Annotated in this window: 12 protein-coding genes and 1 pseudogene; 6 read left to right on the top strand and 7 right to left on the bottom strand. The window is 71.7% G+C overall.

The window, feature by feature from the left end:
- The first annotated feature begins 50 nt into the window (after positions 1-50).
- On the top strand, positions 51-653 hold the full coding sequence (locus ABZK10_RS14335) for a winged helix-turn-helix domain-containing protein (protein ID WP_353809978.1): 603 nt from the start codon (positions 51-53) through the stop codon (positions 651-653).
- Between the two features lie 14 nt (positions 654-667).
- Positions 668-877 carry a hypothetical protein gene (locus tag ABZK10_RS14330; protein WP_353809977.1) on the top strand — a complete coding sequence of 70 codons (210 nt, stop codon included), beginning with the start codon at positions 668-670 and terminating at the stop codon, positions 875-877.
- A gap of 40 nt (positions 878-917) precedes the next feature.
- Here the strand turns inward: ABZK10_RS14330 and ABZK10_RS14325 are convergent, their stop codons facing one another.
- The 5 genes and pseudogenes from ABZK10_RS14325 to ABZK10_RS14305 form a co-directional block, all read right to left on the bottom strand.
- Positions 918-1,169 (bottom strand): hypothetical protein, encoded by a 252-nt coding sequence (locus ABZK10_RS14325; RefSeq protein ID WP_353809976.1) that lies wholly within the window; start codon positions 1,167-1,169, stop codon positions 918-920.
- A complete protein-coding gene (valS, locus tag ABZK10_RS14320; RefSeq protein WP_353809975.1) occupies positions 1,169-3,748 on the bottom strand; it encodes a valine--tRNA ligase in 2,580 nt (859 codons plus the stop codon). The genes ABZK10_RS14325 and valS overlap by 1 nt, the downstream gene beginning before the upstream one ends.
- Before the next feature lie 151 nt (positions 3,749-3,899).
- Positions 3,900-4,595: an MFS transporter gene (locus ABZK10_RS14315; protein ID WP_353809974.1), complete on the bottom strand. Its 696-nt coding sequence runs from the start codon at positions 4,593-4,595 to the stop codon at positions 3,900-3,902.
- A 124-nt stretch (positions 4,596-4,719) separates the two neighbouring features.
- Positions 4,720-5,169, bottom strand: a pseudogene (locus ABZK10_RS14310) (MFS transporter); the annotation flags it as partial.
- A 93-nt stretch (positions 5,170-5,262) separates the two neighbouring features.
- On the bottom strand, positions 5,263-5,982 hold the full coding sequence (locus tag ABZK10_RS14305; RefSeq protein ID WP_353809973.1) for a hypothetical protein: 720 nt from the start codon (positions 5,980-5,982) through the stop codon (positions 5,263-5,265).
- Between the two features lie 247 nt (positions 5,983-6,229).
- On the opposite strand from ABZK10_RS14305, the gene ileS reads away from it, so the two are divergent.
- From ileS to ndk, 4 genes are read left to right on the top strand one after another with little or no spacing between them, the layout of a single operon-like run.
- On the top strand, positions 6,230-9,628 hold the full coding sequence (gene ileS, locus ABZK10_RS14300) for an isoleucine--tRNA ligase (protein ID WP_436408537.1): 3,399 nt from the start codon (positions 6,230-6,232) through the stop codon (positions 9,626-9,628).
- Complete coding sequence (locus ABZK10_RS14295) at positions 9,625-10,980, top strand: bifunctional folylpolyglutamate synthase/dihydrofolate synthase (protein ID WP_353809971.1); 1,356 nt, start codon at positions 9,625-9,627, stop codon at positions 10,978-10,980. The genes ileS and ABZK10_RS14295 overlap by 4 nt, the downstream gene beginning before the upstream one ends.
- A gap of 20 nt (positions 10,981-11,000) precedes the next feature.
- Complete coding sequence (locus tag ABZK10_RS14290) at positions 11,001-11,369, top strand: DUF4233 domain-containing protein (protein ID WP_353809970.1); 369 nt, start codon at positions 11,001-11,003, stop codon at positions 11,367-11,369.
- Entirely contained in the window at positions 11,366-11,788 is a 423-nt protein-coding gene (gene ndk, locus ABZK10_RS14285; RefSeq protein WP_353809969.1) for a nucleoside-diphosphate kinase, read from the top strand. Before ABZK10_RS14290 ends, ndk begins: the two co-directional genes overlap by 4 nt.
- Before the next feature lie 102 nt (positions 11,789-11,890).
- Here the strand turns inward: ndk and ABZK10_RS14280 are convergent, their stop codons facing one another.
- Together ABZK10_RS14280 and ABZK10_RS14275 are read right to left on the bottom strand one after the other, a co-directional pair.
- Positions 11,891-12,454, bottom strand: a complete 564-nt coding sequence (locus ABZK10_RS14280) for a dihydrofolate reductase family protein (RefSeq protein WP_353809968.1) — start codon at positions 12,452-12,454, stop codon at positions 11,891-11,893.
- A gap of 73 nt (positions 12,455-12,527) precedes the next feature.
- Positions 12,528-13,169 carry a vitamin K epoxide reductase family protein gene (locus ABZK10_RS14275; RefSeq protein ID WP_353809967.1) on the bottom strand — a complete coding sequence of 214 codons (642 nt, stop codon included), beginning with the start codon at positions 13,167-13,169 and terminating at the stop codon, positions 12,528-12,530.
- Positions 13,170-13,401 lie beyond the last annotated feature (232 nt).

The following is a 13,401-nucleotide window of genomic DNA, read 5'->3' as shown; positions in this document are numbered from 1 at the left end:
GCTGCAAAGAACTGCTTGCAAAGAAGTCTTTGCACTCGTAGCATGTCCGTATGGACACCACCGAGCCGCACCCGGGAGACCCCGGGGCCCCGCAGCCACGCGTCGCCGACTTCGGCACGCTGAAGGCGCTGGGCCACCCGCTGCGCATCGCGATCTTCGACGCGCTGTCGCTGTACGGTGCTGCGACCTCGAGCATGCTCGCCGAACGGCTGGGGGAGTCGAGCGGGGCGATGAGCTATCACCTCCGCCAGCTCGCCCGACACGACTTGGTGCGCGAGGTCGAGGGTCGCGGCACGGCGCGCGAGCGCTGGTGGGAGCGCACGCCCGGAGGGCTCTCCGTGCCCCCGCCCGAGCACGCGGCGGATCCGGCATCCCGGGCCGCGGCACAGGTGTTCGTCGACCACGTGCACCACGAACGCGAGCGCCTGCTGGGCGAGTTCATGGAGCGGGGCATGCGCGAACTGCCGGAGCACTGGCTCGAGGCGAGCGTCATGTCGAGCGCGCACCTCCGGCTCACCCCTGAGCAGCTCGAGGAGGCGTCGAGCGAGGTGCTCGCCGCCATCGAGCAGGTCGTCGCGCGCTACCGCGGCGACGAGCGTCCCGGCTCCCGACCCGTGACCATCCAGCTCAACGCCTTCCCGCTCGTCGATTGAGAGGAACTCCCGCAATGACCGCCAGCGCACTTCCGTTCCCCGCCGGTCGCCGCCTCCCGGCCGACCGCGTCGAGCGCATCGCCACGTCCCTCGGCATCTGGCTCACCAGCTGGGCGAGCCGTCGCCGCGCCCGTCGCTCGGCACGCGTCGCGCCCGCCGCGACGTCTCATGCGGAGGGCGAGCTCGCCGAGTTCCGCCTTCGCGTGGGCGTGGGCATGCGCTGAGGCCGGCCGGTCGAATCGTCCACCGCTCAGCCGCACCGCCTCACCAGTTGTCGTCGGCGTCGGCCTCCGGCTCGGCGGGTTCGACGATCGGCGCGAGGGCGCCGGGACGCTGCCGCACCCTGGTGCCGTCGTCGAGGGTCGCGATCGCGAGGCCCTCGAGCCAAGTGAGGGTCCAGTACTGCCCCTCGAGGGAGGCGGTGCCGGCCTCGGCGTCCGCGATGGCGGCGCGCATCGCGTCCGGCACCGACGCGGGTGCGGCGGCTCCGGCGGGCCAGCGCGTGCCGAGCTGCATCACGCCTCCACGGGGGCGAGCACGACCTCGCTGACGCCGAGCTCGTCGGCCTCGTCGAAGTCGAGGGTCTCGATGCGGCCGACCGCACGCAGGTCGCCGCCGGCCTGCGCGAGCAGCGCGATCTCGGCCGCGGGGCCCCCGATGCGGGCGGTCGCGACCGGCGTGCGCTGCGAGGCCTTCGCGTCGGTCTTGGCACGGCGGATGCCCGTGAGCGCGGCGCTCGCGAGGCGCAGCAGCTCGGGGTCGCCTGCCTCGTCGAGCGCGAGCTCGCCGACCGTCGGCCACGCGGCCTGGTGCACCGAGCCCTCGTGCGACCACGACCACGCTTCCTCGGTCGCGAACGGGATCACCGGGGCGAACAGGCGCAGCAGCGTCGCCAGCGCGCGGTGCAGCGCGGCCACGGCCGACGCCTGCGCCGGACCGGCCTCGCCGTAGGCGCGCTCCTTCACGAGCTCCAGGTAGTCGTCGCAGAACGTCCAGAAGAACGTCTCGGTGAGCTCGAGCGCCCGCGCGTGGTCGTACGCCTCGAGCGCGGCGGTCGCCTGCGCGACCACGGTCTCGAGGGTCGCGAGCATGCTCCGGTCGAGCGGCTCGGTCACGGGGGCATCCGCCGTGCCCTCGAACCCGAGGATGAACTTCGACGCGTTCAGCACCTTGATCGCGAGGCGTCGGCCGATCTTCACCTGGGTCGGGTTCTGCGGGTCGAACGCCGCGTCGGTGCCGAGGCGCGACGACGACGCCCAGTAGCGCACCGCGTCGGAGCCGTGCTGCTGGAGCAGGCCCGCGGGCGTGACCACGTTGCCCTTCGACTTCGACATCTTCTTGCGGTCGGGGTCGACGATGAAGCCCGAGATCGCCGCGTTCGTCCACGGAGCCCTGCCGTGCTCGAGCTCGGCGCGCAGCGTCGAGGAGAACAGCCAGGTGCGGATGATGTCCTGACCCTGCGGGCGCAGGTCGTACGGGAACACGAGGTCGAACAGCTCGGGGTCGCGCTCCCAGCCGCCCGCGAGCTGCGGGGTGAGCGACGAGGTGGCCCAGGTGTCCATGATGTCGAGCTCGCCGATGAAGCCGTTCGCCTGGCCGCGCTGCGACTCCGCGAAGCCGGGCGCCGGCTGCGACGACGGGTCGACCGGCAGCAGGTCCTCGGTCGCCACGATCGGCTCGTCGAACACGGGCTCGCCGTCGGCGTCGAGCGGGTACCAGACCGGGATCGGCACGCCGAAGAAGCGCTGGCGCGAGATGAGCCAGTCGCCCGAGAGGCCGCCCACCCAGTTCTCGTAGCGCACGCGCATGAAGTCGGGGTGCCAGTCGATGTCGCGGCCGTGCTCGATGAGGCGCTCGCGGAGCCCGGCGTCGCGCGCGCCGTTGGCGATGTACCACTGGCGCGTCGACACGATCTCGAGGGGGCGGTCGCCCTTCTCGTAGAACTTCACGGGGTGCGTGATCGCCTTCGGCTCGCCGAGCAGGTCGCCCGAGGCGCGCAGCAGGTCGACCATGGACTTCTTCGCGCTGAACACGGTCTTGCCGGCGAGCTCGGCGAACGCGGCCAGTCCGGCCTCGGAGTCGATCGCCTCCGGGGCATCCGCCACGATGCGGCCGTCGAAGCCGATGATCGCGCGGTTCGGCAGGTTCAGCTCACGCCACCAGGTCACGTCGGTCACGTCGCCGAACGTGCAGATCATGGCGATGCCGGTGCCCTTGTCCTTCTGGGCGAGGTGGTGGGCCACCACGGGCACCTCCACGCCGAAGACCGGGGTGGTCACGGTCTGCCCGAACAGGGGCTGGTAGCGCTCGTCGTCGGGGTGCGCCACGAGCGCCACGCACGCGGCGATCAGCTCGGGACGGCTGGTCTCGATCTCGATCGTGCCGCCGTCGGGACGGTGGAACGTCACCCGGTGGTAGTGGCCGGGCTGCTCGCGGTCCTCGAGCTCGGCCTGCGCCACGGCGCTGCGGAAGGTCACGTCCCACATGGTGGGCGCCAGCGCCTGGTAGGCCTCGCCGCGGGCCACGTTGCGCACGAACGCGCGCTGCGAGGTCATGATCGCCTCGTCGGCGATGGTGCGGTAGGTCTGGGTCCAGTCGACCGAGAGGCCGAGCGTGCGCCAGAGGTCCTCGAAGTGCTGCTCGTCCTCGGCGGTCAGCCGCTCGCAGAGCTCGATGAAGTTGCGGCGCGAGATGGGCACCTGGTCGGCGGGCTTGATGGTCTTGCCCTCGGTGCCCTCGTGCGGCGGGGCGAAGCCTGCCTCGTACGGCAGCGACGGGTCGCAGCGCACGCCGTAGTAGTTCTGCACCCGGCGCTCGGTCGGCAGGCCGTTGTCGTCCCAGCCCATCGGGTAGAACACGGTGCGGCCGCGCATGCGCTGGAAGCGGGCGACCACGTCGGTGTGCGTGTACGAGAACACGTGCCCGATGTGCAGCGACCCGGAGGCGGTCGGCGGCGGGGTGTCGATGGAGTAGATGTTCTCCTTCGTCGCGCCCTCGCGATCGAACCGGTAGGTGCCCTGTTCCTCCCAGACGGTGCCCCAGCTCTGCTCGAGTCCTTCGAGGGCGGGCTTGTCGGGAATGCGCGACGCGGTCATGTGGGAACTCCGGTTCGATATGTGCGGCACCGAGTCAAAGTGGGGTGCCTGAGTGTGCGATTCACTGCATTCTAGCCGGACGAGGCTGGCCGCCTGCGGTGAAACGGGCGAGCGGATGCCGCGGGGCGGCGAGGAGCGGCTCCGGACCGCCTCAGGCGGCGACCGGCTCGCGGCGACGCGCGGCGATGGCACCGGCGGCGAGCGCGGAGCCCAGCGTGATCGCCGACATGATCGCGAGGACCACGCCGGGGTGCCACCACGCGAACTGCGTCGACTCGCCCAGGGTGAGCGTGAGCGCCGGCACGAAGCCGGAGATCACCGCGGCGATCGCATAGGCGAACGACAGGGCCGAGTAGCGGAAGTGGTCGTCGAAGAGGTCGCCCATCAACCCGCCGAGGCTCGCCCAGGCCATGGTCGGCAGGATGCCGCCGATGATCATCGTGCCGACGAGGATCGGGAACGTGGCGAACTGGAGCAGCCAGTACATCGGGAAGGCGACGAGCAGCGTGCCGAGCGCGCCCCAGGCGACGACGCGCGCCGAGCCGATGCGCGTCGCGAGCCAGCCGAAGGTCGGGATGGTGACGAGCTGGAGCAGTCCGCCGATCGTCGTGGCGACCAACAGGTCCTGGAAGCTGAAGTCGAGCACGGTCACGCCGTAGTTCACGGTGTACGTGTTCATCAGCGAGTAGGAGCCGATGCCGAGCAGCGCGGCGCCGACCGCGACGACGATCGCGACGGGCTGCCGGGCGAACATCGCAACGAACGGCACCCGGTCGCGCCGGTGCTCGGCGACGAGCTCGCGGAACACGGGCGTCTCGTCGATCGACCAGCGCAGGTACAGCGACACGAGCAGCAGCGGGATCGCCGTCAGGAACGGGATGCGCCAGCCCCAAGGCGACCATCTGCTCGGTCGAGAGCACGGTCGTCATGACGATGAACACCGTGGCGCTGAGGATGGAGCCCACGGGCGAGCCGAGCTGCGGGATCGCCGCGAAGAAGGGCCGCCGCCGCGGGTCGGCGTGCTCGGTGGCGAGCAGCACGGCGCCGCCCCACTCGCCGCCGAGCGAGAGGCCCTGCAGGACGCGCAGCACGATGATGCCGATCGCGCCGAGCCATCCGGCGGTCGCGTAGTCCGGCAGGAGGCCGATGGCCCCGGTGGCGATGCCCATGAGGGTGATGGTGACGATGAGCGTGCGCCGGCGACCGATGCGGTCGCCCAGGTGCCCGAACACGATCGCGCCGATCGGGCGCACGACGAAGGCGATCGCGATCGACAGGAACGCCGTCAGGGTCGCGCCGAACGTGCCGAGCGGCTCGAAGAACAGGGGGCCCACGAAGAACGCGGCGAAGTACGCGTAGACGTAGAAGTCGTACGACTCGAGCGCGGTGCCCACGAAGGACGCCGTCGCGATCCTCCGCATGGGTCGCGAGGGGCGGTCGGAAGCGGATGCGGGCGCGGTCGGTGCGTTCGTCACGCCCGGCATCCTACGCGGGCCGCGGAGCCCGTGACGGGCTCAGCCGCGGACGACCTCCCAGGTGTGGCTCGTGATGCCGCCCGGGCCCTCGAGCGTGACCGTGTAGATCTCGCTCTCGTTGGAGCACTGGAAGCTCACGGCGTCGTAGATCTCCTCGCTCGGGTACACCTCGTCGAAGGGCATGGCCTTCGCGTCGGTCGTGCCGACGCCGAACCACGCCTGCTCGGCGCCCTCCGACACCCACTGGAACGCCAGCGGCACCTGCGAGACGCCGTCGCAGTCGGCGACCTCGCTGCTGATGGCGACGGTGGTGAACACGGGCGCGGGCGTGGTGTCGCCGCCGCCGTCGGTCGAACCGCCGCCGTCGGTCGAACCGCCGCCGTCGGTCGAACCGCCGCCGTCGGTCGAACCGCCGTCGCCGTCGTCGTCGGGCTCCTCGGACTCGGTCGGCTCGGGCTCCTCCGACTCGGTCGCCGTCGGCGTGGGGTCGGTCGTCGCCGTCGCGGTCGGCTCCGCCTCGTCGGATCCGCCGGTGAGCAGCACCACCACCAGCACGATGACCGCGACCAGCAGCAGGCCCGCCGCGATCGAGACGAGCACGAGTGCCGTGCGGCGCCCTCCGGTCTCGGGCGACTCGCCGGCCGCGGCCTCGGCCGGCACCGGCGTCATCGGCACGGTCTCGGCGTGATCGATCGGCGTCGTGGGCTCGTCTCCGCCCGTGGCGCCGTCGTTCGGGGTGCTCGTGCCGTCGTCGCTCATGGCGTCCTCCGTGTCGATTCCGTGTCAGCCGCTCGTCGCAGACGAGGGTAGGCGACGCCCCGGCCCGGCGCGTGGCTTGTGCACAGGCGCGGCCCGCCCGGGCCGCGTGTGCGGGACCGCCCCGGCCGGTACACTGGAGCGCAACGACGTCGATCCGGCCATCACCGGGGAGTCTCCGGAAGAACGCGGGTGGGTGCGCAGCATCCGCTCGCCACTAGAACCGGACGGGGCTGGCCCGTCACAGCCAATGAACGAGTGGTTCCGGGTCACCGGGGCAATCGAGGTGGTACCGCGACGGCGTCCGACGGGCGTCCGACGTCCTCGTAGACGACATCACGTCACCGCAGGAGACCCGTTGTATCCCCGCACCCCGAACGACCGCGGCGAGGTCGCAGCCTCCCCGAACTTCCCGGAACTCGAGCAGCAGGTGCTCGCGTCCTGGCAGGCCGACGACACCTTCCAGGCGTCGATCGACCAGCGGGAGGGCGCCGAGGAGTGGGTCTTCTACGACGGCCCCCCGTTCGCCAACGGCCTGCCGCACTACGGGCACCTCCTCACCGGCTACGCCAAGGACGTGTTCCCGCGGTTCCAGACCATGCGCGGCAAGCAGGTGCACCGCCGCTTCGGCTGGGACACCCACGGCCTGCCCGCCGAGCTCGAGGCCGAACGGCAGCTCGGCATCACCGACAAGAGCCAGATCGAGGAGATGGGCATCGCGGCGTTCAACGCCGCCGCCAAGGAGTCGGTGCTGCGGTACACCCGCGAGTGGCAGGAGTACGTCACGCGCCAGGCGCGCTGGGTGGACTTCGAGAACGACTACAAGACCCTCGACGTGACCTTCATGGAGTCGGTGCTCTGGGCCTTCCAGCAGCTGCACGAGAAGGGCCTCGCCTACGAGGGCTACCGCGTGCTGCCGTACTGCTGGCGCGACGAGACGCCGCTGTCGAACCACGAGCTGCGCATGGACGACGACGTCTACAAGATGCGCCAGGACCAGACCGTCACGGTGACCTTCCCGCTCACGGGCGCGAAGGCGGAGACGCTCGGGCTGACCGCGGTGCGGGCGCTCGCCTGGACGACCACGCCCTGGACGCTGCCGACGAACCTCGCGCTGGCCGTCGGCCCCGAGATCGAGTACGCGGTCGTCGCGGCCGGCCCCGCGGGCACGCCCGACGCGACCGTGCTGCGCGAGCGTGCGGGGGAGAGCGACACCGAGGTGCTCGGCGGCGAGTACCTGCTCGCCCGCGACCTCGTGGGCAACTACGCCAAGGACCTCGGCTACGAGTCGGCCGACGACGCGGTGGCGGCGATCTCGCGCACCGTGCGCGGCGCCGACCTCGAGGACGTCACCTACGACCGCCTCTTCGACTACTACGCCGACGTCGAGACGTACGGCCTCGAGCGCGCCTGGCGCATCCTCGTCGCCGACTACGTGACGACCAGCGACGGCACCGGCATCGTCCACCAGGCGCCCGCCTACGGCGAGGACGACCAGCAGGTCTGCGAGGCGGCGGGTATCCCCGTCGTCATCTCGCTCGACGAGGGCGGCCGGTTCCTGCCGGCGGTGACGGATGTCGCGGGCCAGCTGTGGTCCGATGCGAACAAGCCGCTCACGCAGCTGCTGAGGGCCGAGGGGCGCCTGCTCCGCCAGGCGAGCTACGAGCACTCGTACCCGCACTGCTGGCGGTGCCGCAACCCGCTCATCTATCGCGCGGTGTCGAGCTGGTTCGTGCGGGTGCCGGAGTTCCGCGACCGCATGGTCGACCTGAACCAGGGCATCGAGTGGGTGCCCGAGAACGTCAAGGACGGCCAGTTCGGCAAGTGGCTCCAGGGCTCGCGCGACTGGTCGATCAGCCGCAACCGGTACTGGGGCTCGCCCATCCCCGTGTGGAAGAGCGACGACCCGGCCTACCCGCGCATCGACGTCTACGGCTCGCTCGCAGAGCTGGAGCGCGACTTCGGCGCGCTGCCGGTGAACGCCGACGGCGAGCCCGACCTGCACCGGCCGTACATCGACGAGCTCACCCGTCCGAACCCCGACGACCCCACGGGCCGCTCGACCATGCGCCGCATCCCCGACGTGTTCGACGTCTGGTTCGACTCGGGCTCGATGCCGTTCGCGCAGGTGCACTACCCGTTCGAGAACCGCGAGTGGTTCGACACGCACCACCCCGCCGACTTCATCGTCGAGTACATCGGGCAGACCCGCGGCTGGTTCTACGTCATGCACGTGCTGTCGACCGCGCTGTTCGACCGCGCGGCGTACCGCAACGTGATCAGCCACGGCATCGTGCTCGGCAGCGACGGGCAGAAGATGTCGAAGTCGCTGCGGAACTACCCCGACGTGAACGAGGTCTTCGACCGCGACGGATCCGACGCGATGCGCTGGTTCCTCATGGCGAGCCCGGTGCTGCGCGGCGGCAACCTCATCGTCACCGAGGAGGGCATCCGCGAGGGCGTGCGCCAGTTCATGCTGCCGCTCTGGAGCACCTGGTACTTCTTCTCGCTCTACGCCAACGCGACCGGCTACGAGGCCCGCCGCTCCACCTCCTCGGAGGACGTGCTCGACCGCTACCTGCTCGCGAAGCTGCACGACCTCGTGGCGGGCGTGACCGACGACCTGGAGCGCTTCGACGCGACCATGGCCGCGGCCAAGCTGCGCGACTTCGCCGACGTGCTCACCAACTGGTACGTGCGGCGCTCGCGCGACCGGTTCTGGGACGGCGTCGGCGAAGACGGCAGCGGCCGTGAGGCGTTCGACACGCTCTGGACCGTGCTCGAGGCGCTCTGCCGGCTCGCGGCGCCGCTCGTGCCGCTCGTCGGCGAGACCGTGTGGCGCGGGCTCACCGGTGGGCGCAGCGTGCACCTCGCCGACTGGCCGGCCGCCGACGAGTTCCCGGCCGACCCCGAGCTGGTCACGACGATGGACGCCGTGCGCCAGATCAGCTCGACCGCGCTCGCGCTGCGCAAGCAGGCGGGCCGACGGGTGCGTCTGCCGCTCGCGTCGCTCACGGTCGTGGCTCCGGATGCCGCGGGGCTGGAGCCGTACGCGGCGATCCTGCGCGACGAGCTGAACGTCAAGTCCGTCGGGTTCGTCGCGCTCGACGAGGGCAGCGCGGAGGCGTACGGCATCTCGCGTCGCCTGTCGGTGAACGCGCGTGCGGCCGGGCCGCGACTGGGCAAGCAGGTGCAGGCGGTGATCCGTGCCGCGCGCGAGGGTGATTGGGCCGAGCAGGACGGCACGGTCGTCGCGGGCGGCATCGAGCTGGTCGAGGGCGAGTACGAGCTCGCGCTCGTCTCGGGCGACGCCGACGCCGAGTCGCGGGCGATCGGCCTGCTGCCCGGCGAGGGGTTCGTGCTGCTCGAGACCGCGACCACGCCCGAGCTCGAGGCCGAGGGACTCGCGCGCGACGCCGTGCGCGCCGTGCAGGACGCGCGCAAGGCGGCGGGGCTCGAGGTCAGCGACCGCATCCGCCTGCGGCTGCGCGCCGACGACGCGTCCGCACCCGCGCTCGAGGCGCACCGGGCGCTCATCGCCGAGGAGACGCTCGCGGTCGACCTCGAGGTGACCGCCGACGGCGCAGGCGACGATGCGGTCCGGCTGGCCGGGGGCGCGACGCTCGCCGTGGAGGTGACCCGGGCATGACCGACGACGACTTCCGCGACGCCGCCGACGAGGTGTTCGCCGCGCTCCTCGCGCGGATCGGCGAGCAGGCGCCGCAGCCGCGCCTCGGCCCGTCGCGCCGGCTGATGGACCTCCTCGGCGACCCGCAGCGCGCCTACCCGGTGATCCACGTGACCGGCACGAACGGCAAGACCAGCACCAGCCGGCTCATCGAGGGCCTGCTGCGCGCCCACGGGCTGCGCACGGGCCTGCTGACGAGCCCGCACATCGAGCGGTTCACCGAGCGCATCCTCATCGACGGCGAGCCGATCACCGACGAGGCGGTCGCCCGCAACTGGGACGACATCACCCCGTACGTCGAGATGGTCGACGCCGAGCTCGCCGAGGCGGGCGACGTGCCGCTGACCTACTTCGAGGCGCTCTCGGGGCTCGCGTTCGCGGCGTTCGCCGACGCGCCCGTCGACGTCGCCGTCATCGAGGTGGGCATGGGCGGCGAGTGGGACTCGACCAACGTCGCCGATGGCCAGGTCGCGGTGTTCACGCCGATCGACCTCGACCACACCTCGCGCCTCGGCTCCACGGTCACGCAGATCGCGCGCACCAAGTCGGGCATCATCAAGCCCGCGGCATCCGTCGTCTCGGCTCGCCAGTCGCCGGAGGCGGCGGACGTGCTGGCCACCGCGAGCCGGCTGAGCGAGTCGACGCTGACGTTCGAGGGCGACGGGTTCGAGACGACGGCCGCCACCGTCGCCGTCGGCGGGCAGCTGCTGTCGATCCGCGGCATCGCGGGGGAGTACGCCGAGGTCTTCCTGCCGCTGCTCGGGGCGCACCAGGCGCAGAACGCCGCCGTCGCGGTCGCCGCGGTCGAGTCGTTCCTCGGGTCCGGCGAGCACGCGCTGTCGCGCGAGGTCGTCGAGGAGGCCTTCGCGACGACGACGTCCCCCGGGCGCATGCAGCTCGTCGGCGTCGAGCCGACGGTGCTCGTGGATGCCGCGCACAATCCGCACGGCGCCCACGCGCTCGTCGAGGCCGTGCGCCAGGTGTTCGACTTCGACGAGATCGCCGTGGTCGTCGGCGTGCTGGGCGACAAGGATGCCGCGGGCATCCTGCACGAGCTCGATGCGATCGCCGACGTCATGCTCGTGACCGCATCGGAGTCCGACCGCGCGATCCCCGCCGAGGCGCTCGCGCAGCTGGCGGCATCGGTCGTCGGCCAGAAGCGCGTCGCATCGTACGACCGGGCCGAGGATGCGTTCGAGGCCGCGCACGACTGGGCCTCCGAGGCGCCGCGGCGCGCCGTCGTCGTGACCGGCTCGATCACCCTGGTCGCCGAGGCCATGGCCTTCGCCGACGACCGGGAGTGGAAGCCGTGACCGCCGGGGAGCAGGCACCCGTGGCGCGACCGGCCGGCTCGGTGCGCCGGAGCCTCGCGAGCATCGTGCTCGGCTTCGAGCTGTTCATCGTGCTGCTCGCGTCGCTGACGGTCTTCGGGCTGTCGCCGGCGCCGTTCGGCGACGACGGCATCCCGCGCTGGTGGGCGCTCGTGGGCGGCGGCGTGCTGCTCGTGGCGCTGCTGGCGATCATGGCGCTCCTGCGCTTCGAGGGCGCATACGTCGCCGGGTGGGTCCTCCAGGGGATCCTCCTCGCGACGGGCTTCCTCACCCCCGCGATGTTCTTCGTGGGCGCCCTGTTCGGCGGCATGTGGTGGTACGCCATGGTCGCCGGGGCACGTATCGACCGCACACGGAAGGAATCCGCATGACCACCCCGATCGAAGAGACCCTCGTCCTCGTCAAGCCCGACGGCGTCGCCCGCAACCTGACCGGGGAGATCCTGCGCCGCATCGAGGCCAAGGGCTACTCGCTGGTCGACATCCGCCTGCTCCAGGCCGACCGCGGGCTGCTCGCGGCGCACTACGCCGAGCACGAGGGCAAGCCGTTCTACGAGCCGCTCGTCGAGTTCATGGAGTCGGGCCCGATCGTCGCCATCCGGGTCGCCGGCAACCGGGTCATCGAGGGCTTCCGCTCGCTGGCCGGCACGACCGACCCGACCACGGCCGCGCCCGGCACGATCCGCGGCGACCTCGCCCGCGACTGGGGGCTGCCCGTGCAGCAGAACCTGGTGCACGGCTCCGACTCGACCGAGTCGGCCGAGCGCGAGCTCGCGCTCTGGTTCGGCTAGGAGCATCGCACCGACCAGGGGCGTCGGATCCGCAGCGCGCGGGTCCGGCGCCCCACGTCGTGCGCGTGGTGTCGTGCGGGCGGCGCCCGCACCGCGGCCGGGTCAGCGCACGGCGTAGCGCAGCAGCGCGAACCCGCGAGCGAAGCGGCGCTCCTCGACGAGCTCGAGGTCGAGCCGGAGGCCCGGCACGAAGACCGGCGTCCCGCCGCCGACGATCGCGGGCGCCACGTACCGGTGCACCTCGTCGACGAGCCCGTCGCGCAGCGCGTGCGCCGCGAGCGTGGGGCCCTCGATCGTGACGCCGCCCGAAGCGTCTGCCACGATCGACCGCACGAGGTCGGCGTCGTACGCCGGCTCGATGCGGGTGCGGGTGGTCAGCGCCTCGGTGAGGGTCGACGAGAACACGACCTTGTCGGCCTCCCGCCAGCCCGCGGAGAACCGGGCCGTCTCGGCCGGCAGTCCCGGCCCGGCGAAGTCGGGGTCGGTCTCCCAGACGTGCATGACGTCGTACATGCGTCTGCCGTAGAGGTACGTGCCGACGTCGTCGAGGACGTCGTTGATGCTGCCGACGAGGTCCTCCGGGGGCTCGGCCCAGTCGAACGCGCCCTGCGCATCGTTCACGTAGCCGTCGAGGGAGGCGATGGTGGCGTAGACGAGCGTGCCCATGCGCACACCATGGCACGGGGGACCGACGGCGGCCAGTGGCATCCGCTCGCCCGTACTCGGCGAGGACCGCTGATCAGCCGATGAGGTCGAACCAGATGCGCGGAATCGCGTCCATGCGCAGCTGCGCCTGCAGCACGACGATGAGGTAGCAGACGACCGTGATCAGCGGGATCCAGCCCGAGAGCACCTCGCCGACGCGCCGGACGCGCGTGCCGCCCCCGAACACGCCCTCGCGGACGTTCCGGAGCGTCACGGCCCAGAACGTGGGGATCGTGACCGCCCAGGTGAGCATGCACCACGGGCAGAGCACGTCGAGCACGTAGATGGACTGGAAGATCAGCCAGCACACGAAGCCGAGCGCCGCGGTCACGCCGACGTTGAAGCCGATCCAGAACCAGCGGCCGAACCGGGCCCCCGAGAGCAGGGCCATGCCGATGGTGATCACGACGGGCCAGCAGACGAGCCCGATGATCGGGTTCGGGAAGCCGAGCACCGCGCCCTGCTCGGAGGCGAGGTTCGTCGAGCAGCCCACCAGGACGCTGAAGTCGCACGACACCGAGTGCGACGGGTCCTCGAGCACCGCGATCTTCTCGATCATCAGCTCGAACGCGGCGATGAGCCCCGTGACGCCGGCGATCACGAGGAACACGGCGAGCGCGACGGGACGCGCCGGGGCGTCGGTTTCCGGACGGCTGGGGGCTTCGCTCACGGTCACCGGCCGATTATGTCACGCGGGGATCGGCGCGCACCGCGCGCGTCCGTGCGATAATCGACGCAGCTGTCCGGACCGCGTCCGGCCGGCGCCAACGAGGGCTTGCGGATGCGGGGCATCCGGATGTGCGGTCAGGACGACCGCGAGATGTGGCAGTGACGACGCGAGTCGGCTGCGAAGCGAAGGATTCGCGACGACCCATGAGGGGTCGCCGCTCGAGAGAGTACCGGAGGGG

The organism is Agromyces sp. SYSU T00194 (genome assembly GCF_040496035.1).
Classification (GTDB): domain Bacteria; phylum Actinomycetota; class Actinomycetes; order Actinomycetales; family Microbacteriaceae; genus Agromyces; species Agromyces chitinivorans.
The sequence above is the reverse complement of the archived record's forward strand: the minus strand, read 5'-3'. Positions and strand labels throughout refer to the sequence as shown.

Bases quoted from the DNA above. Each gene is read 5' to 3' on its own strand.
- ABZK10_RS14295 (WP_353809971.1), top strand. From the start codon at position 9,625: ATGACCGACGACGACTTCCGCGACGCCGCCGACGAGGTGTTCGCCGCG.
- ABZK10_RS14280 (WP_353809968.1), bottom strand. From the start codon at position 12,454: ATGGGCACGCTCGTCTACGCCACCATCGCCTCCCTCGACGGCTACGTG.
- ABZK10_RS14330 (WP_353809977.1), top strand. From the start codon at position 668: ATGACCGCCAGCGCACTTCCGTTCCCCGCCGGTCGCCGCCTCCCGGCC.
- ABZK10_RS14305 (WP_353809973.1), bottom strand. From the start codon at position 5,982: ATGAGCGACGACGGCACGAGCACCCCGAACGACGGCGCCACGGGCGGA.
- ABZK10_RS14325 (WP_353809976.1), bottom strand. From the start codon at position 1,169: ATGCAGCTCGGCACGCGCTGGCCCGCCGGAGCCGCCGCACCCGCGTCG.
- ndk (WP_353809969.1), top strand. From the start codon at position 11,366: ATGACCACCCCGATCGAAGAGACCCTCGTCCTCGTCAAGCCCGACGGC.
- valS (WP_353809975.1), bottom strand. From the start codon at position 3,748: ATGACCGCGTCGCGCATTCCCGACAAGCCCGCCCTCGAAGGACTCGAG.
- ileS (WP_436408537.1), top strand. From the start codon at position 6,230: ATGAACGAGTGGTTCCGGGTCACCGGGGCAATCGAGGTGGTACCGCGA.
- ABZK10_RS14335 (WP_353809978.1), top strand. From the start codon at position 51: ATGGACACCACCGAGCCGCACCCGGGAGACCCCGGGGCCCCGCAGCCA.